Annotated in this window: 15 protein-coding genes and 1 pseudogene; 10 read left to right on the top strand and 6 right to left on the bottom strand. The window is 70.7% G+C overall.

Annotation, left to right across the window (positions count from 1 at the left end; all coding sequences use genetic code 11):
• Nucleotides 1-32 precede the first annotated feature (32 nt).
• Nucleotides 33-1,031 carry an NAD(P)H-binding protein gene (locus ACZZ98_RS11195; RefSeq protein ID WP_463516312.1) on the top strand — a complete coding sequence of 333 codons (999 nt, stop codon included), beginning with the start codon at nucleotides 33-35 and terminating at the stop codon, nucleotides 1,029-1,031.
• Between the two features lie 49 nt (nucleotides 1,032-1,080).
• On the opposite strand, the gene ACZZ98_RS11190 is transcribed toward ACZZ98_RS11195, so the two are convergent.
• From ACZZ98_RS11190 to ACZZ98_RS11180, 3 genes are read right to left on the bottom strand one after another with little or no spacing between them, the layout of a single operon-like run.
• Nucleotides 1,081-2,328, bottom strand: a complete 1,248-nt coding sequence (locus tag ACZZ98_RS11190; protein ID WP_463516311.1) for a class I SAM-dependent methyltransferase — start codon at nucleotides 2,326-2,328, stop codon at nucleotides 1,081-1,083.
• Nucleotides 2,325-3,104: a DUF1365 domain-containing protein gene (locus ACZZ98_RS11185; RefSeq protein WP_463516310.1), complete on the bottom strand. Its 780-nt coding sequence runs from the start codon at nucleotides 3,102-3,104 to the stop codon at nucleotides 2,325-2,327. Before ACZZ98_RS11185 ends, ACZZ98_RS11190 begins: the two co-directional genes overlap by 4 nt.
• Nucleotides 3,101-4,381 carry an NAD(P)/FAD-dependent oxidoreductase gene (locus ACZZ98_RS11180; protein WP_463516309.1) on the bottom strand — a complete coding sequence of 427 codons (1,281 nt, stop codon included), beginning with the start codon at nucleotides 4,379-4,381 and terminating at the stop codon, nucleotides 3,101-3,103. Before ACZZ98_RS11180 ends, ACZZ98_RS11185 begins: the two co-directional genes overlap by 4 nt.
• A gap of 84 nt (nucleotides 4,382-4,465) precedes the next feature.
• On the opposite strand from ACZZ98_RS11180, the gene ACZZ98_RS11175 reads away from it, so the two are divergent.
• The 3 genes from ACZZ98_RS11175 to ACZZ98_RS11165 all read left to right on the top strand — a co-directional run bounded on the left by ACZZ98_RS11175 (nucleotide 4,466) and on the right by ACZZ98_RS11165 (nucleotide 7,305).
• Complete coding sequence (locus ACZZ98_RS11175) at nucleotides 4,466-5,752, top strand: class I SAM-dependent methyltransferase (RefSeq protein WP_463517767.1); 1,287 nt, start codon at nucleotides 4,466-4,468, stop codon at nucleotides 5,750-5,752.
• On the top strand, nucleotides 5,752-6,546 hold the full coding sequence (locus tag ACZZ98_RS11170; RefSeq protein ID WP_463516308.1) for a DUF1295 domain-containing protein: 795 nt from the start codon (nucleotides 5,752-5,754) through the stop codon (nucleotides 6,544-6,546). The genes ACZZ98_RS11175 and ACZZ98_RS11170 overlap by 1 nt, the downstream gene beginning before the upstream one ends.
• A 210-nt stretch (nucleotides 6,547-6,756) precedes the next feature.
• Complete coding sequence (locus ACZZ98_RS11165; RefSeq protein WP_463516307.1) at nucleotides 6,757-7,305, top strand: hypothetical protein; 549 nt, start codon at nucleotides 6,757-6,759, stop codon at nucleotides 7,303-7,305.
• Nucleotides 7,306-7,358: 53 nt separating this feature from the next.
• Here the strand turns inward: ACZZ98_RS11165 and ACZZ98_RS11160 are convergent, their stop codons facing one another.
• Nucleotides 7,359-8,612, bottom strand: a complete 1,254-nt coding sequence (locus tag ACZZ98_RS11160; RefSeq protein ID WP_463516306.1) for a DUF445 domain-containing protein — start codon at nucleotides 8,610-8,612, stop codon at nucleotides 7,359-7,361.
• A gap of 40 nt (nucleotides 8,613-8,652) precedes the next feature.
• On the opposite strand from ACZZ98_RS11160, the gene guaB1 reads away from it, so the two are divergent.
• From guaB1 to ACZZ98_RS11145, 3 genes and pseudogenes are all read left to right on the top strand, one after another.
• Nucleotides 8,653-10,089 carry a GMP reductase gene (guaB1, locus tag ACZZ98_RS11155; protein WP_463516305.1) on the top strand — a complete coding sequence of 479 codons (1,437 nt, stop codon included), beginning with the start codon at nucleotides 8,653-8,655 and terminating at the stop codon, nucleotides 10,087-10,089.
• Between the two features lie 14 nt (nucleotides 10,090-10,103).
• Nucleotides 10,104-11,054: a hypothetical protein gene (locus ACZZ98_RS11150; RefSeq protein ID WP_463516304.1), complete on the top strand. Its 951-nt coding sequence runs from the start codon at nucleotides 10,104-10,106 to the stop codon at nucleotides 11,052-11,054.
• 54 nt (nucleotides 11,055-11,108) lie between these two features.
• Nucleotides 11,109-12,281, top strand: a pseudogene (locus tag ACZZ98_RS11145) (cysteine desulfurase-like protein); the annotation flags it as partial.
• 176 nt (nucleotides 12,282-12,457) lie between these two features.
• Here the strand turns inward: ACZZ98_RS11145 and ACZZ98_RS11140 are convergent.
• Together ACZZ98_RS11140 and ACZZ98_RS11135 are read right to left on the bottom strand one after the other, a co-directional pair.
• Nucleotides 12,458-13,774 carry an alpha-hydroxy-acid oxidizing protein gene (locus tag ACZZ98_RS11140; protein ID WP_463516303.1) on the bottom strand — a complete coding sequence of 439 codons (1,317 nt, stop codon included), beginning with the start codon at nucleotides 13,772-13,774 and terminating at the stop codon, nucleotides 12,458-12,460.
• Nucleotides 13,775-13,812: 38 nt separating this feature from the next.
• Complete coding sequence (locus ACZZ98_RS11135; protein WP_463516302.1) at nucleotides 13,813-14,514, bottom strand: isocitrate lyase/PEP mutase family protein; 702 nt, start codon at nucleotides 14,512-14,514, stop codon at nucleotides 13,813-13,815.
• Between the two features lie 60 nt (nucleotides 14,515-14,574).
• Here ACZZ98_RS11135 and ACZZ98_RS11130 point away from each other — a divergent pair, with 60 nt between their 5' ends.
• The 3 genes from ACZZ98_RS11130 to ACZZ98_RS11120 are packed head-to-tail and all read left to right on the top strand — an operon-like array spanning nucleotide 14,575 to nucleotide 17,090.
• A complete protein-coding gene (locus ACZZ98_RS11130; RefSeq protein WP_463516301.1) occupies nucleotides 14,575-15,627 on the top strand; it encodes a PHP domain-containing protein in 1,053 nt (350 codons plus the stop codon).
• Between the two features lie 33 nt (nucleotides 15,628-15,660).
• Nucleotides 15,661-16,227 (top strand): RNA polymerase sigma factor, encoded by a 567-nt coding sequence (locus ACZZ98_RS11125; protein WP_463516300.1) that lies wholly within the window; start codon nucleotides 15,661-15,663, stop codon nucleotides 16,225-16,227.
• A complete protein-coding gene (locus ACZZ98_RS11120; RefSeq protein WP_463516299.1) occupies nucleotides 16,224-17,090 on the top strand; it encodes a hypothetical protein in 867 nt (288 codons plus the stop codon). Before ACZZ98_RS11125 ends, ACZZ98_RS11120 begins: the two co-directional genes overlap by 4 nt.
• Nucleotides 17,091-17,119 lie beyond the last annotated feature (29 nt).

Below are 17,119 nucleotides of genomic sequence, written 5' to 3'. Positions count from 1 at the left end.
GATTGACCATGACAGGTGAGACGATGCCACAGATGACTTCTGACCAGCGCAAACGTGTCCTCGTCACGGGCGCCACCGGCTACATCGGTTCGCGTCTCGTGCCCGCCCTCCTCGACGCCGGCCACGAGGTGCGGGTGCTCACCCGCTCCGCGGACCGGCTGACCCAGCGCGCCTGGCACGACGACGTCGACGTCGTCGAGGGCGACGCGACCTCGCGCAGCGACCTCGACACGGCCCTGGCCGGCATCGACGTCGCCTACTACCTCCTGCACTCCATGGATGGTGGCGACAGCTTCGAGGAGCGCGACCGCGAGCTGGCCCGCACCTTCGGACTCGCTGCCCAGGGCGCCGGAGTCCAGCGCATCGTCTATCTGTCCGGGCTGCACCCGGCCAGCGAGAAGCTCTCGAGCCACCTGGCCTCCCGGGTCGAGGTCGGCGACCTCCTCATGGCCTCAGGTGTCCCGACCGTCGTGCTCCAGGCCGCGATCATCGTCGGCTCGGGGTCGGCGTCGTTCGAGATGCTGCGTCACCTCACCCACAACCTTCCGGCGATGATCACGCCCAAGTGGGTCAACAACCGGATCCAGCCGATCGCGATCGCCGACGTGCTGCACTACCTGGTCGGTGCCGCGGAGCTCGAGGGCGAGCCCAACCGCACCTTCGACATCGGCGGGCCCGACGTCCTCACCTATCGCGACATGATCCACCGGTTCGCCAAGGCAGCCGGGCTGCGTGACCGGGCCATCGTCACGGTCCCGGTCCTCACGCCGTGGCTCGCGAGCCACTGGGTCGGGCTCGTCACACCGGTCCCGTCGGGCATCGCCAAACCGTTGGTGGGCAGCCTCGTCCACGAGGTCGTATGCCGTGAGAACGACGTCGACGACGCCATCGGTGCGCCCGAGGGCGGGGCCAAGACCTTCGAGCAGGCCGTCACGGCGGCCCTCGCCGGCAACGACGACGCAGACCGCCCGGAGCCGGGCACCGTCGAGCCGGGCCGGCTCACTGCTGCCGACCCCGACTGGGCCGGCTGACCGACCCGGCTGACGAGCCGCCTGACCAGCCGGCCGCCAGCCAGACCGCTCAGGCCTTGCGCATCGTCACCTGGGCGACGTCGAGGTATCCCGAGGCGAACCCGGCCTCGCAGTAGGCCAGATAGAACTCCCACATCCGCTTGAAGGTCTCGTCGAACGCGCCACCCTCGATGTCCGGCCAGGCCTGCAGGAACTCACCACGCCAGCGCCGCAGCGTCTCCGCATAGTGCTCGCCGAAGGCGTGGACGCCCGCGACCTGCAGTCCGGTATGCCGTCCGGTCACCTCCCGGATCGCGTCCAGTGAGGGAATGAGGCCACCGGGGAAGATGTACTTCTGGATCCAGCCGTAGGAGTGGCGGGTCGCGAGGAAGCGGTCGTGGTCCATGAGGATCGCCTGGACGACGGCCGAGCCGTCGGGAGCGAGCAGATCGTCGATCGCCGAGAAGTAGGTCGGCCAGAACTCCTCCCCCACGGCCTCGATCATCTCGACGGACACCACGGCGTCGAAGGCCCCGTCGACGTCGCGTGAGACCTCGCGGTAGTCCTGCAGCCGGACCTCGACCGAGGCGCTGAGCCCGGCGGCCGCGATCCGCTCGCGGGCCAGCGCCTGCTGCTCGTGGGAGAGCGTGATGGAGAGGACGTCGGCGCCTCGGGCCGCCGCGCGCAGCGCCAGCTCGCCCCAGCCCGTCCCGATCTCGAGCACCCGTGAGCCGGGGCCCACGCCCGCCGAGTCGAGGATCGTGTCGATCTTGCGGTGCTGTGCCTCGACGAGGGACTGCTCAGCGAAGGGGCTCGCGTCGTCGAACAGCGCGGACGAGTAGGACATCGTCGGGTCGAGGAACGCGGCGAAGAGGTCGTTGGAGAGGTCGTAGTGGGCCTCGATGTTGGCCCGGCTCCCCGTGAGGGTGTTGCGGGTGCCGACGGGCATGGCCCGGTCGACGATGCGCCGCATTCGCAGCAGCGGCGTCGGCAGGAGGCGACCCATGCGCGCGGCGAAGGGCAGTAGTACCTGCGCGAGGTCGGTGCCCTCGGCCACCCGCCAGTCACCGGCCATGTAGGCCTCGCCCAGCCCGATCTTGGGGTGCTGCTCGAGACGCCTCCAGAGCGCGGTCGGGCGGACCAGGTCCAGGGTCGGCGCGTCCTCGCCGCCACCGCCGACGATGACCCCGTCGGGGTAGCGCATGCGCACCGGTAGACCGGCGACGATCTGGTGCACGAGGGTTCGCGCCACCGCTCCACGGGTGAACAGGGTTCTGGCAGTGGGGATCTCGAAGGAGCTCAGCACATCGGTTGTCATCGGACACTCTCCTTGGAGGACGCGGGTCGGGGTTGCACGGGAAGTCGACGGGCCCACAGGCGGATGCCGTGCATCCTGATGAGGGTCGTGACCTGCTGGGGCATGAAGGGGTGGCGAGCGACCGTGGTCAGCACCGACCGAGGGGTCGCCGGGACGGGCACGCCGTCGACGACCGCGGTGAACACCAGCCCACCGTCACGGTGCAGCCGGATGCCCACCGACACGCGGTCGGGGTCGAGGTGGAAGCGCAGCGCATACTCGCCACTCGTGTCGTTGAAGGGTGAGACGTAGAAGTCCTTGTCCACGGACGCCGCGCCCGCGGGATCGGGCCGGACGGCATACGCGTGCCGCCCGCCGTAGGTGTTGTGCACCTCGACGACGACCCCGCGCAGCTCACCGGTGTCGGTGAGGCACCAGTACGCCGTCATCGGGTCGAAGACGTGCCCGAGGACGCGCGCGTGGGTGAGCGCGACGACGCGCGTCACTCCGTGGGTGGGTATGCCGTCGCGCTCGAGACAGCGCAGCACGTTCGCCTTGAGCTCGGGGAGCGTCGACGCGCCGGCGAGGTGGTCCTCCGGGCGGAACGACGCGACCGGGCCCAGCCATCGCGGAAGGTCGAGAGGCGCGTCGAGGTCGAGGAGCCACTGGTAGTGCCGGTTGGCGAAGGTGCGGCGCATCGGCACGTGCCTGGTGTGGTGCACGCGACCGACGACGAGCGCCGGGAGGGTGGGCAGGTCGACGACCGCCACCCCGACGTCCGGGGAGAGGGCGGTCATGTCCACTCCACCCCGAGCGCTCGGGCGGCCTCGACGCCGGAGCGGCAGCCGTCCTCATGGAAGCCCCAGCCCCAGTGGGCCCCGGCGAAGGCCGTCATCGAGGTCGTGATGTCGTCGCGCCGACGCTGGGCGTTCACCGCAGCGAGGTCGTGGATCGGGTGCGCATAGTCCATGACCGCGACGACGGTCTCGGGGTCGATGAGCGCCCTGGCGTTGAGCGTCACATAGATCGGGTCGCTCGTCGGCAGACCCATGAGCCGGTTCATCTCATAGGTCACGACCGGACCTGTGGCGCCCGAGTCCTGGCCCTGACGGGCGACCCGGTAGTTCCACGACGCGCGGGCCCAGCCCGCCGACGGCATGAGCGACCCGTCGCGGTGCAGGACGGTCTCGTTGCGGGAGTAGCGGAACGCGCCGAGGACCTCCTTCTCGGTCGGCGTCGCGTCGACGAGGAGGGCGAGCGCGTCATCGGCATGCGTTGCCACGACGACGTGGTCGAAGCGTTCGGGGCCGGCGTGGGTCGTAACCGTGACACCGTCGTCGTCGCGCTCGATCGCTAGCACGCCCTGGCCGCGGCGGACGTCGGGGAGCCGCTCGGCCACGGCCTCGACATAGGTGGCTGAACCGCCCACAACGGTGCGCCACTGCGGGGACCCGGTGACGCTGAGCATCCCGTGGTGGTCGAGGAACGAGAAGAGGTACCTGGCGGGGTAGTCCATGGCATCGCCCCGCCCACTGGACCACACGCACGAGACGAGCGGCACGGCATACAGCTCGATGAAGCTGGCCGGGAAGCTGCGGGCCGCGATGAACTCGCCGTAGGTGGTCTGGTCCTCCCCGTCGGTGGACTCGAGGAAGGCCACGGCCTCGGCGTGGAAGCGTCGCACCGACCCGAGCATCCTCAGGAAGTCGAGCGACAGCAGTTGGCGGGGACGGGCGAGGAACCCGGTGACCCCGCGGCCCCCGGCGTACTGGAACCCGGTCGCCGGGTCGCTGATCGACATCGACATCTCGGTGTCCCGCACGGCGATCGCCAGCTCGTCGAAGAGTCGCTGCAGGTGGGGGTAGGTCCGGTCGTTGTGCACGATGAAGCCCGAGTCGACGCGGATGTGTCCGCCGTTCGAGGCGATCGTGTGGGTGTGTGCGTGCCCGCCGAGCCGCGAGTCGGACTCGAAGAGGGTGACATGGTGCTCACGGGAGAGCACGTGGGCGGCGGTCAGCCCGGATACTCCCGAGCCGACGACCGCTGTACGTGGGGCAACGCCAGTCGGGGTCATGCCGTCCATTCGTTGTGTGAAGTGCTTTCGGATGGGTCGATCTCTGTGCCCCCTCCTTCCCATCCGCGACAGGGAGGTCTCCGAATCAAGAGCGTGACATCTTCTCCCGGAATCGCTGCCGACATCGCCGAAGCACTTGCCCCGGTGCTGCGCGGCACGCTTCCTGTGAGAGTGCACGCCTGGGACGGGTCACGTGGAGGACCGGAGGAGGGGCCGGTCCTCGTCCTGCGCTCGCCCCAGGCGTTGCGGCGGCTCCTGTGGAGCCCGGGTGAGCTCGGAGCGGCGCAGGCCTACGTCACCGGTGAGCTCGATGTCGACGGCGACGTCGGCGAGGCCCTCGACATCGCCCGCGCGGCCCTCGCGGAGCGTGGCGTGAGCAGCCTCGCGGTCGGCCCGCTGGCTCGCACCGCTCCCCGCCTGCTCGCCCTGGCGCGTGAGCTCGGCGTGCTGGGCGGACCGCTCGACCCTCCCGCGAGCCAGGCCCGGTTGCGTGGCCGGCGCCACTCGCTGAAGCGTGACCGCTCCGCGATCAGCCACCACTACGACCTCTCCAACGCGTTCTACGAGCTCCTCCTCGACCCGCACATGGCCTACTCCTCCGGGTGGTGGAGCGGCGACCCCAGCCAGACCCAGCAGTCGCTCGAGTCCGCCCAGGCCGCCAAGCTCGACCTCGTCTGCCGCAAGATCGGGCTCCACGAGGGTGCACGCTTCCTCGACGTGGGCTGTGGCTGGGGATCCTTGTCCCTGTATGCCGCGGAGCACTTCGGTGCGACCGTCACCGGTGTGACCATCGCCAAGGAGCAGAAGGCCTTCATCGACGGGCGCATCCGCGAGCGCGGGCTCCAGGACCGGGTCGAGATCCGGCTCCAGGACTACCGCGAGGTGCGCGACGGCCCCTATGACGCCGTCGCCTCGATCGAGATGGGTGAGCACGTCGGCCAGGGCAACTACCCGGCCTACGTCTCCGTGCTGCACGAGGCGGTCAAGCCCGGCGGCTACGTCCTCATCCAGCAGATGTCCCGCCGCGGTCGTCATCCCGGTGGAGGTCCGTTCATCGAGTCGTTCATCGCACCGGACATGCACATGCGTCCCGTCGGTGAGACCGTCGAGCTCATCGAGTCCGGTGGCCTGGAGGTGCGTGACGTGCACGCCATGCGGGAGCACTACGTGTGGACCGTGGACGCATGGCTCGAGACGTTCGAGAAGAACTGGTCGGCCGTGGTCGACCTCGTCGGCGAGGAGGTGGCGCGGGTGTGGCGCCTCTACCTCGTCGGTGGCGGACAGGCCTTCCGCGACGGTCGCATGGGTGTGGACCAGATCCTCGCCCGGCGACCCGGCGGCGCTCCGGTCGCGCATGACACGGTTCGGTGATGGGCCGCTTCCTGCTCGTCACCCTCAGCGCTCTCGTCGCCGCCGCCGTGGTCATGGGCGTCACCGCCCTCGTCGCCCGACGACTCGGCAAGGTCAGCGTCGTCGACATCGCCTGGGGGCTGCTCTTCGTCGTCATCGCGTGGGTCTGCGTCCTCTGGGCTGCCGGTCCCCGCTCCCTGCTGCTCGCCGTCCTCGTCACCGGCTGGGGCGGACGACTGGCTTGGCACATCCGGCGCCGTGCCCTGGGCGCGGGCGAGGACCCCCGCTACGAGAAGCTGTTGTCGCAGGCCCCGCCCGAGAAGCGGTTCGCGTACGCGGTCCGCAAGGTCTTCCTCGTCCAGGGCCTCGCGGCATACGTCATCTCCCTGCCACTCCAGGTCGCAGCGGCGAGTGACTCACGGCCTCTGGGCTGGGTCGCGGCCATCGGGTTCGTCGTCTTCCTCGTCGGGATCGGCTTCGAGACGATCGGTGACGCGCAGCTGGCCGGGTTCAAGGCCGACCCGGCCAACAAGGGCACGATCATGGACCGCGGGCTGTGGGGGTGGACCCGGCACCCGAACTACTTCGGCGACGCCGCCGTCTGGTGGGGGCTGTGGCTCATCGCGGCGGAGGTGTGGCCCGCCGTGCTGACCGTCTTCTCGCCGATCGTCATGACGTACTTCCTGGCCTACGCGACCGGAGCTCGACTGCTCGAGTCCGAGATGGCCAAGCGCTCCGGCTATCCCGAGTACATGGAGCGCACCTCGATGTTCTTCCCGCTCCCGCCCCGCGGGCCGAGGCAGGCCCGGACGTAGCGGCGGAGCCAGGGGCCGCGACTCAGACGGGCCTCCAGCACTACTGGGCGGGCAGTGTGCACTGCCTCGCTGGGGCGCAGCAGTGCACACCGCCGTGGGGGCTCATCAGGGGCAGGTTCTGGTCACTCTCTCCGCCACCTTTCAGAGCAACCCGTCGCTACCTTCGGGGAGTGAGGACCTTTCCTCACCACACCGAAGGAGAGTGAACCCATGGACACCATCTGGTGGGTGGTCATCGCCATCGTCGTGCTCGCCGTGCTCGCCCTGCTGCTCATGCAGATGCGCAAGCGCAGCGAGGACTCCCGTCGTCATCAGGCTTCCGAGGTGCGCGAGGAGGCCCAAGAGCACTCGCAGGTCCTGCGTGAGCGTGAGGCACACGCCAGCCAGGCGGACGCCGCAGCGCGCCAGGCCCGGGCCGACGCCGAGCTGAAGCTGGTCGAGGCGGAGAAGCTCGAGTCCGAGCGGGCCCAACGGGGCACAGCCGCTGCTGAGGCCCGTTCCGAGGTCGAGGAGAAGGTCCGCCGAGCCGACGAGCTCGACCCCGACGTCAACACCAACGCCGACGACTACCGCCCCGGCGATCGGGTCAACACCAGCGCTGACGACTACCGCGGCAGCGATCGCGTCGACACCCAGCCCGACGACACGAGCCTTCGCGACTCCGACCGCCTCGGCCGCTCGGACCACGTGGGCGACGACACCCGACGTCTCGGCGACGGAGACGACGACCTCAGGGACCGAACCCGCCGCGACGTCTGACGCAGGCCCGCTCCGCCCGGTCCATCGAGGTCACTGGACCGGGCAACCGGCGCTCACTTCGCGACTGAGCTCACGGCGTGGATGATGATGCCGGCGAGGGCGCCGACGATGGTGCCGTTGATCCGGATGAACTGCAGGTCGCGCCCGACATGCAGCTCGATCCGCTCTGCGGCCTCACGCCCGTCCCACTGCTCGACAGTCACGGAGATGACCTCGGCGATCTCGGACCCATAGGTGTTGACGAAGAACGACACGGCCTCACCGAGGTGCCCCTCCAACCGTGAGCGCCAGGGCTCGTCCTCGACGAGGTGACGTCCGAGGTGCTCGAGGAGCTCGTCGCCCCGGACATGGAAGTAGGACGTCGGGTCGTCCATCGCCGTCTCGAGCGCGGCTGCGAACGAGCGCCACAGCCCCACCGCCGTGTCCGGCACCTGCGGGTGGGAGAGCAGGCGCTCCTTGAGCGACTCCGCGCGCGCCATCACCTCGGGGTCCGACTGCAGATCCCTGGCCAGACGGGCGAGGAGGTCGTCGAGCGCCACCCGTGCGGGGTGTTCGGGCGTGCCCCGGATGTCGTCCAGCCAGCCGACCACCTGCTGGTAGCTCCAGCCGATGACCTTGTCGTCGACCCACGGCGGTGACCACCACGGGGCGCGCTCCCCGATGACCGAGGCGAACGTCCCGGGGTTGTCGGCGAGCCAGTCGCGCAGCTGCTCCAGCCCGAGGTCGACGAGGCCGTGGTGGGTCCTCTCCGAGACGACGCCCTCGAGCAGTGACCCGGCGATGGGGCTGATCGGCTCAGTGGCCAGCCGGGGCAGCAGGAAGTCCTCGATGACCTCGCGCACGTCGTCGTCGGACAGCCGCCCCAGCCCGGCCCGGGTCACGCGCACCACCTCGGTCATGACTCGCTGCCGGTGCGCCGGCGCTCCCAGCCAGACCCCCAGTCGCTCCCCCACGCGAGCCGCCGCCAGCCGCTCACGGGCGATCTCGTCCGTGAGGAAGTTCTCGGCGACGAAGTCCTGCAGGTTGCGACCGATCTCGTTCTTGCGCTTGGGGATGATCGCCGTGTGCGGCACCGGCAGCCCGAGGGGGTGGCGGAAGAGCGCCGTGACCGCGAACCAGTCCGCGAGCGCACCGATCATGGCGGCCTCCGCCCCGGCGTTGACATAGCCCAGCCAACCGGTGTCGTGACGCAACGTCACGGCATACACGACGGCAGCGAGGACGAGCAGGGCGAGGGCAAGGGCGCGCATCCGGCGCAGGCCGACGCGGCGCTGCGCATCGGCAGGGGAGGGGGCAAGGAGGCTCACGCCGCCGATCCTGCTACACCCCGCCTCCTAGAGTGGTGGCGTGCGCTTCCTCAACGACCTCCTGCCGCAGTTCGACCTCACCTACGACGACGTCTTCATGGTGCCGAACAGCTCGGAGGTCACCAGCCGACTCGACGTCGACCTCAGCTCCGACGACGGCACAGGCACGACCATCCCGCTCGTCGTCGCCAACATGACCGCGATCGCAGGACGTCGCATGGCCGAGACGACCGCCCGCCGCGGAGCGCTGACGATCATCCCGCAGGACATCCCCCGTGACGTCGTGAGCGAGGTCATCGGCTGGACCAAGCAGCGCCACCTCGTCTTCGACACCGCCATCACGCTCGACCCGCACACGACCGTCGGTGAGGCGCAGGTCCTCATCGGCAAGCGCGCCCACGGCGCCGCGGTCGTCACCGAGGACGAGCGGCCGATCGGCGTCGTCACCGAGAAGGACCTCGGCGGGGTCGACCGCTTCGTCCAGGTCCGCGACGTCATGTCGCGCGAGCTCGTGACCATCCGGGACGACGTCGATGTCGTCGCGGCGTTCGACACGCTCAACGAGAGCCGCCGCCGTCTTGCCCCCGTCGTCGCGGCGGACGGCACCCTCGTCGGCGTCCTCACCCGCCAGGGGGCGCTGCGTGCCAACCTCTACTCCCCCGCCGTCGACGCCAACGGCGCCCTGCGCATCGGCGCCGCGGTCGGCATCAATGGTGACGTCGCCGCCAAGGCCGCCCAGCTCCTCGAGGCCGGTGCGGACGTCCTCGTCATCGACACCGCCCACGGCCACCAGCAGAAGATGATCGAGGCGCTCAAGGCCGTGCGCGACCTGGACCCGCAGGTCCCGATCGTGGCCGGCAACGTCGTCACTGCGTCGGGGACCCGGGACCTCATCGCCGCCGGGGCCGACATCGTCAAGGTCGGGGTCGGTCCGGGCGCGATGTGTACGACCCGCATGATGACGGCCGTGGGGCGGCCGCAGTTCTCCGCGGTGCTCGAGTGCGCCTCTGCCGCGGCCGATCTCGGCAAGCACGTCTGGGCCGACGGAGGCGTTCGCCACCCGCGCGACGTCGCCCTCGCTCTCGCAGCAGGCGCGTCCAACGTCATGATCGGCTCGTGGTTCGCCGGCACGCTCGAGTCCCCCGGCGACCTCTTCAGCGACGAGAAGGGCCGCCAGTTCAAGGAGTCCTTCGGGATGGCGTCCTCCCGCGCGGTCCGCAACCGTACCGCGACCGACTCGGCCTATGAGCGGGCCCGCAAGGCCATGTTCGAGGAGGGCATCAGCTCGGCCCGGATGTTCATCGACCCGGCCCGGCCGTCCGTCGAGGACGTCATCGACGAGATCGTGGCGGGCCTGCGCAGCAGCTGCACCTATGCCGGAGCACGCACCCTCGCTGAGTTCCACGAGCGTGCGACCGTCGGCATCCAGAGCACTGCCGGCTTCGCCGAGGGCCGCCCGCTCCACCAGTCCTGGTGACCGGGAGGGGTGGCGTGACATCCCGTCGAACGATCACGTATGCCGTCACCGCAGCCCTCGCGGTTGCTCTCGCCCTCGTGGTCGGCTGGGTCACGACACCGCGGACGACCGGGCTCGAGGGCCAGTGGGAGACGGCTGCGGTCCGAGGTGAGGTGCTCGGTGGGCGAGCCCTCGTGAGCGCCGACGCCAACGTCGCCATCGACCTCGTGAGCGGCACCCGCATCACCCTGGGTTCGGTCAGCGGTGGGAGCCGAGCCGTCGGCGCCGGCCGCCTGCTCGTCCTCCACGACTCGGTGCTCGACGGCGCCGGTCTCGACGGCCGGTCACGGTGGACGTGGCAGGGCCCTCCTGCGCACCGGCTGAGCCTCGTCGCTGCCGGTCCGTCGATGACGGTGGTCCAGGCCTGCGGTGGGACACCCGGCCGCTGCCGGCTCATCGGCGTCGACAACAACGGGCGCCAGTCGTGGCAGACGCCGCAACCGACTGCGACCGGGACCTCCACCCCGGTGGTCGGGAAGGACGGCGACCTGCCCACCGTCGGCGTCCTGACCGCGGCCGACGGGACCCTGCTCCTCATCGACCCGGGATCGAGCCGCGTCGTGCTGCGACCTGCGGCCGAGGCATCGGTCGGTCGAGACGGAGCACTCACCCTGAGCACTCCCTCGGGCGGTCGGTGCGAGCGCACCACCTTCGCGACCCTCGACAAGGTGACGGTTGCCAGCGCGCCCGGGACCTGCGAGGCCACCTCACCGACACCACCGCTGGCCACCTCGACCCTTGCGACGCGAACCGCCGTGTGGTGGTGGCCGTTCGATGACGGGAGGCCGACGCTCGAGGTGGGCGGACGGCATACCGGACGGGTGGTGAGCCGGGCCCCGCTGCACACCCTGCGCATCGACGACAGCGGCCTCACCGTCCTCGACGGTGAGGTCGTGCGTCGCTACGCCTGGGTCGGCGACGAGTGAGCGACGCCGCAGACTCGGGGGCGCCTCCCTGCCCGTGATCGGTACGGTGACGCCATGACCTATGACGTCGCAGCGGTTCGCTCCCTCTTCCCCGCACTGCTCGAGGGGGCCGCCCACTTCGACGGGCCCGGTGGTTCGCAGACGCCGACCCCGGTGGCCGATGCGGTCCGCGAGACCCTGGTGTCGGCGATCTCCAACCGTGGGGACGCCACGGCGAGCGAACGACGTGCCGAGACGGTCGTGGTCGAGGCTCGTGCGGCGATGGCCGACCTGCTCGGCGCCGACCCGCGCGGAGTCGTCTTCGGACGCAGCGCCACCGCCCTCACCTACGACCTGTCGCGCGCGCTGGCCCGCACCTGGAAGCCCGGCGACGAGGTCGTCGTCACCCGCCTCGACCACGACTCCAACATCCGCCCCTGGGTGCAGGCCGCCGAGTCCGTGGGGGCCGTCGTCAAGTGGGCCGACTTCGAGCCCGGGACCGGCGAGCTGCACTCCGAGGCCGTGACGTCGTTGCTGACCGACCGGACCCGACTCGTCGCCACGAGCGCCGCGTCCAACCTCATCGGCACCAAGCCTCCCGTGTGCAAGATCGCGCGTGCGGTCCACGAGGTCGGCGCCCTGCACTGGGTCGACGGCGTGCACGCGACGGCCCACGCCTCGGTCGACCTCGACGCGCTGGGTGTGGACTTCTGGACCTGCTCGCCCTACAAGTTCCTCGGACCGCACGTGGGAGTCGTCGCGGCCTCGCCCGCGCTCCTCGAGACCCTGACCATGGACAAGCTGCTGCCGTCGAGCGACGCCGTGCCCGAGCGCTTCGAGCTCGGCACGCTGCCCTACGAGCTGCTGGCCGGCGTGACCGCTGCGGTGGACGTGCTCGCCGGGCTCGACCCGTCGGCGACCGGGTCGCGTCGGGAGCGGATCCTGGCCGGCTTCGAGGCGTTGGAGGAGCACGAGCACCGGCTCCTCGACCGCCTCGAGGCCGGACTGTCGGGTATGCCGGGTGTGCGGCTCTTATCGAACGCCCGCAAGCGGACGCCGACCCTCCTCTTCACCGTGGACGGCAGGTCCCCGCAGGAGGTGCGTCGGGCTCTCGCGGACAGCGGGGTCAATGCTCCGGCCGGGCACTTCTACGCGATCGAGGCCTCACGTCACCTCGGGCTGGGCGACGACGGCGGGGTACGCGTGGGGCTCGCGCCCTACACCGACGACAACGACATCGACCGCCTCCTCACCGCCGTCGCCGAGCTTTTCCTGACCCCTCGGTCGGAAGGCCGAACCATCCTCACGGGGCGCTGTGCACTGCCTCACCCCAGCGCAGCAGTGCTGGCACTGCCTCACCCCAGCGCAGCAGTGCTGGCACTGCCTCACCCCAGCGCAGCAGTGCACAGCGCCGAACCGAGACCTCAGGAGCCTCCGGCCCTGACGAGGAAGGCCTTGCGGGTGATGTCGCGGATCGATGCGGCGCCCACCAGCCCCATGGTCAGGTCGAGCTCGGCGATGACGTTGTCGATGACGTCACGCACGCCGTCGGCGCCATCGAGCGCGAGCCCGTAGACGTGCGGTCGCCCGAGGAGCGTGGCGTCAGCGCCGAGGGCCAGGGCAACGAACACGTCGGCCCCCGTGCGGATGCCACTGTCGAGGAGCACCACGGGCTCAGGTCCCACCCGGTCGCGGATCGCGACGAGGGCGTCGAGTGAGGCGATCGAACGGTCGACCTGACGTCCCCCGTGGTTCGACACGATGATCCCGTCGATGCCCGACTCCACGGCTCGTTGCGCATCGTCGGGATGCAGGACGCCCTTGAGCAGCACCGGGAGCCGCGTCCGCTCCCGAAGGGTCTCGATGTGGGCCCAGGACAGGGCCGGGTTCGAGTAGATGTCGAGGAAGGTCTCGACCGCCGCCCTCGGCTCCGGTGAGCGCAGGTTGTCGCGCGTGCCACCGGGATGACGTCGGGCCTGGCTGAGCAGCGTGCGTGCTCCGCCGGCCGCGGCGACCAGCTTCGCGGCTCCCTTGGTCCCGGCCAGGGGCGAGGGCTCGTCCCCGGCCGCGGCAACGCGCTCCTTGACGATCTGCATGAAACGCGGGTCAGAGGTGTACTGCGCGATGCCGACCCCCTGCGTGAAGGGCAGCGACCCCAGATCAAGGTCCTGGGTGCGCCAGCCGAGCATCGTCGTGTCCAGGGTGACGACGAGCGCACGGGCGCCGGCGGCCTCGGCTCGCCCGATGAGCGAGTCCACGAGCTGCTCGTCGACCGACCAGTAGAGCTGGTACCACCACGGCACGTCACCCATCGCCTTCGCCGTCTCCTCCATCGGCGAGCATCCCTGGGTCGAGAGGACATAGGACGTTGCAGCAGCGGCGGCGCCGCGCGCGATGGCGAGGTCGGAGTCAGGGGCGACGAGCTCGGCAGCACCTACCGGCGCGAGCATCACCGGGGCCACGAGGGGCGTGCCGAGGATCTCGGTGCGCAGGTCACGGTTCGTGGTGCCGTGGAGCATCCGCGGCACGATCTGCCACCGGTCGAACGCTGCCCGGTTCGCCTGCACGGTTGCCCCGGCGCCCGCGCCACCGGTGACGTAGGCCCGCGCCTGCGGGCTCATCACCTCATGGGCCCGCGCTGCGAGCTCGTCGGGGTCGGTGGGCACGCGGGGCGGCTGGCCGAGGGTGCCGCGGCGATAGATGGCGCTCTGACGGGCTCGTCCCGGTCCGGTCTCTGGCATGGGCCAACGCTAGCCGCGGACCCGCGCCCTGGGCCGGGTCAGGCGAGGGCTGTGGCGGCGGCGACGACCGCGTCGTAGGCGACCCCGGTCAGCGCCCCACCCATCGAGACCCGGCGCACGCCGAGCTCGCGCAACCTCGCGACCGACGGGTGGTCACCAGCGGCGAGGACGTTGACCGGGCGACCGAGGGCGACGATCGCAGCGATGCTGTCCTCGTCGTTCACCAGCGGCGCATAGAGGACGTCAGCTCCCGCGTCGCGGTAGGCCGCGAGCCGCGCGACCGGGTCCTCACCCAGGCCGTAGAGAGCGCTCTCGCAGCGTGCGGTCACGACGATGCCGTGCCGGTGGGCAGCCGCCACGACCGCCGCCACGCGGTCGACGGCCTCGTCGAACGGGACGCTCGCGGAGGTCTGCGGGTCGTAGTCCTCGATCGAGAGCCCGCTCGCACCCGCCTCCGCGAGGAGCTCGACGGTGCGCGCGACGCCACCTTCCTCGAGGGGGAAGCAGTCGGCGGAGTCGATGTTGAGCGGCACGGTGATGACGCTGGTGAGGAGGGCGACGTGGTCGACGAGCTCGCGGCGGGTCACCTCCAGGTCGGACCTGCCGAGCGTTGCCGCGTGGCCGTGGCTCGTCGTCGCGAGGGCGGGGAAGCCTGCCTCCTCGAGCCGCTTCGCCGAGCCGGCGTCGAAGGCGTTGGGCATGACGAAGAGGCCGCTCTCGTGGAGCTTTGCGAAGGACATGCCGCCATCCTGCCCACGACCTCTGACACCCGGCCGCGGCTGGGAGGCCAAGATGGGGGCATGGTTGCGCTCCTCACCCCGCTGCAGGCCCCGGTCGAACCCACCGAGGCCCTGCGACGCATCGCCTTCCTCCTCGAACGAACCCGCGCCGGCACCTACCGCGTCGAGGCCTTCCGGGGCGCCGTCAAGGCCCTCAAGGAGATCGGCGCCGACGAGCTCGACCGCCACGTCGCGGCCGGCACGCTGCAGCAGATCCACGGCATCGGGAAGTCCACGTCAGCGGTCGTCGAGGAGGCTGCGCAGGGTGAGCTGCCGGCATACCTCGCGTCGTTGCAGGACAAGACCGGCGGTCCGCTCGTCGACGGAGGAGCGGACCTGTATGCCGCGTTGCGAGGCGACTGCCACCTCCACTCCGACTGGTCGGACGGCGGGTCGCCCATCGACGAGATGGTGCTCACCGGGATCGAGCTCGGCCACGAGTGGATGGTCCTGACCGACCACTCCCCCCAGCTGCGGGTTGCCAACGGCCTCACGGCCGAGCGGCTCACCAAGCAGATCGCCATCGTCGACGCGATCAACCGCGGTGTGGGAGAAGCGTTCCGGCTCTTCAAGGGGATCGAGGTCGACATCCTCGACGACGGCGGCCTCGACCAGACCGACGACATGCTCGGCAGGCTCGACTTCGTCACGGCGTCGGTCCACAGCAAGCTCAAGATGAACCGCGCCCCCATGACGAAGCGCATGGTCAACGCCGTCCTCAACCCGCGGGTCAACGTCCTAGGGCACTGCACGGGCAGGCTCGTCGAGGGCTCGCGAGGCAAGCGGCCACAGTCGGACTTCGACGCCCGCGCCGTCTTCGAGGCCTGCCTCGAGGGCAACACCGCGGTCGAGATCAACTCGCGTCCCGAGCGCAAGGACCCACCGGACGAGCTGATCGAGCTGGCCCTCGAGATCGGCTGCCTCTTCTCGATCGACTCCGACGCCCACGCGCCCGGGCAGCTGGACATGAAGGCCTACGGGTGCGAGCGCGCCGAGCGGCTCGGGGTCCCCTGGGACCGCATCATCACGACGTGGGACGCCGAGAAGCTGCACGCGTGGGCCAACCCCGCCTGACACACCTGCTCCCCAGCCGGACATAGACGGGACATGGACACCCCAGCAACGGCGAGAGAGCAGCGGTTCCGCGTGCTCTACGCCGACCACTACGACGACGTGCTGCGGTTCGTGGCCCGACGAAGCAGTCCTGCCAGCGCCGAAGACGTTGTGGCAGAGGCGTTCCTCGTGGCCTGGCGACGACTCGACGATGTCCCGGCTCGTGTCGGGGAGTCACTGCCGTGGCTGTATGCCGTGGCGCGCAACTGCCTGCTCAACTCGACTCGAGCGGCCGGTCGCCAGGAGGCCCTTGCCGTCCGCATCGCCGACACCCGACAGCTCGGCACGCACCACGCCCACCTCGACACCGACCACATCGCGCGGCGGATGGACCTCGCCGCCGCGTGGCAGCAGCTGACCGCCGCCGAGCAGGAGGTGCTCGCGCTCGCCATCTGGGAGGACCTGCCCTCACCGGCAGCGGCGCGAGTCCTCGACACGACCGCCGCGGCATACCGGCTGCGGCTCTCTCGGGCGCGACGCGCCCTGCGTCGCCACCTCGACCCCACTGACACCTCGGTCCGGGCCATGCCCCGGCCGGCCCTCATCCAGGAGAACCGATGAACACTCACGTCCTCGACCCCCACACCGATGCCGAACTGCGTTCTCTCGACGCCGCATCCGGCGTCACAGGTGATCCGGCACTCCGGGCAACGACCCTGGACTCGATCCTCGACTCGCCTGCTGCGCCGGGCCCGTCAGTCACACACCTTGCGCCGCCCGCCTCACCCCGACGCCGGACCCGCCGCTGGGCCGCGCTGGGCGCTGCTGCCGCAGCCGTCACCGGAGCCGCGGTCGTGCTGCCGACACTCACGGCGGCACCGTCCTACGCGTCCTGGACGGCCCGACCCGGCACCGTGAGCGCCTCCGACTCGGCGCTCGTGCGCGAGGCCTGCCTCGACCAGCAGGGGCCCTCGATCGGCGACGGCGCCATGGCCACGAAGGACCTGGGAGTCCAGCTCGTCGAGCGCCGCGGCGACTTCGTCACGATGCTCCTATCGAAGCGAACACCAGACCGCCTCGTCGGGTCTGTCCACTGCCTCGCCGAGCTGCCCTCGGGCTCGCGCGACGTCGGCGACGTCCAGACCGGGGCGACCGGTGGGGGCGGACTCCCTGCGCCGACCGGGCGCCAGTTCACCCAGGGCGGCATCTCGCAGTTCGGCGGTGACGACGGAGCCTCCATCACCGAGGGTGAGGTCGGACCCGACGTCGTCGGGCTCACGCTGCACGCCGACGGCCATGACGTGGTCGCCACGATCACGGACGGCACGTATGCCGCGTGGTGGCCGGGCAGTGCCTTCGCGGACTCGTCGGGTGGTTCCGGAGCAGGCGGTCCGGTGCCGGCGATCAGCTACGACGTCACCTACGCCGATGGCACCGTGGCCCGCGACGTCGACCCCACGGTTCCTGGCGGCCGCACACCTTGACACCGACGGCCGGATTATGTCTCAATGAG

Source organism: Knoellia sp. AC549 (assembly GCF_979258975.1).
Note: the sequence above shows the minus strand (reverse complement) of the source record. Positions and strands in the feature narration are given on the sequence as shown.

What these genes read in the sequence shown, in the direction of transcription:
- ACZZ98_RS11125 (WP_463516300.1), top strand. Translation starts at nt 15,661, where the DNA reads ATGGACACCCCAGCAACGGCGAGAGAGCAGCGGTTCCGCGTGCTCTAC.
- ACZZ98_RS11165 (WP_463516307.1), top strand. Translation starts at nt 6,757, where the DNA reads ATGGACACCATCTGGTGGGTGGTCATCGCCATCGTCGTGCTCGCCGTG.
- ACZZ98_RS11135 (WP_463516302.1), bottom strand. Translation starts at nt 14,514, where the DNA reads ATGTCCTTCGCAAAGCTCCACGAGAGCGGCCTCTTCGTCATGCCCAAC.
- ACZZ98_RS11195 (WP_463516312.1), top strand. Translation starts at nt 33, where the DNA reads ATGACTTCTGACCAGCGCAAACGTGTCCTCGTCACGGGCGCCACCGGC.
- ACZZ98_RS11170 (WP_463516308.1), top strand. Translation starts at nt 5,752, where the DNA reads ATGGGCCGCTTCCTGCTCGTCACCCTCAGCGCTCTCGTCGCCGCCGCC.
- ACZZ98_RS11120 (WP_463516299.1), top strand. Translation starts at nt 16,224, where the DNA reads ATGAACACTCACGTCCTCGACCCCCACACCGATGCCGAACTGCGTTCT.
- ACZZ98_RS11190 (WP_463516311.1), bottom strand. Translation starts at nt 2,328, where the DNA reads ATGACAACCGATGTGCTGAGCTCCTTCGAGATCCCCACTGCCAGAACC.
- ACZZ98_RS11140 (WP_463516303.1), bottom strand. Translation starts at nt 13,774, where the DNA reads ATGCCAGAGACCGGACCGGGACGAGCCCGTCAGAGCGCCATCTATCGC.
- ACZZ98_RS11180 (WP_463516309.1), bottom strand. Translation starts at nt 4,381, where the DNA reads ATGACCCCGACTGGCGTTGCCCCACGTACAGCGGTCGTCGGCTCGGGA.
- ACZZ98_RS11130 (WP_463516301.1), top strand. Translation starts at nt 14,575, where the DNA reads ATGGTTGCGCTCCTCACCCCGCTGCAGGCCCCGGTCGAACCCACCGAG.
- ACZZ98_RS11185 (WP_463516310.1), bottom strand. Translation starts at nt 3,104, where the DNA reads ATGACCGCCCTCTCCCCGGACGTCGGGGTGGCGGTCGTCGACCTGCCC.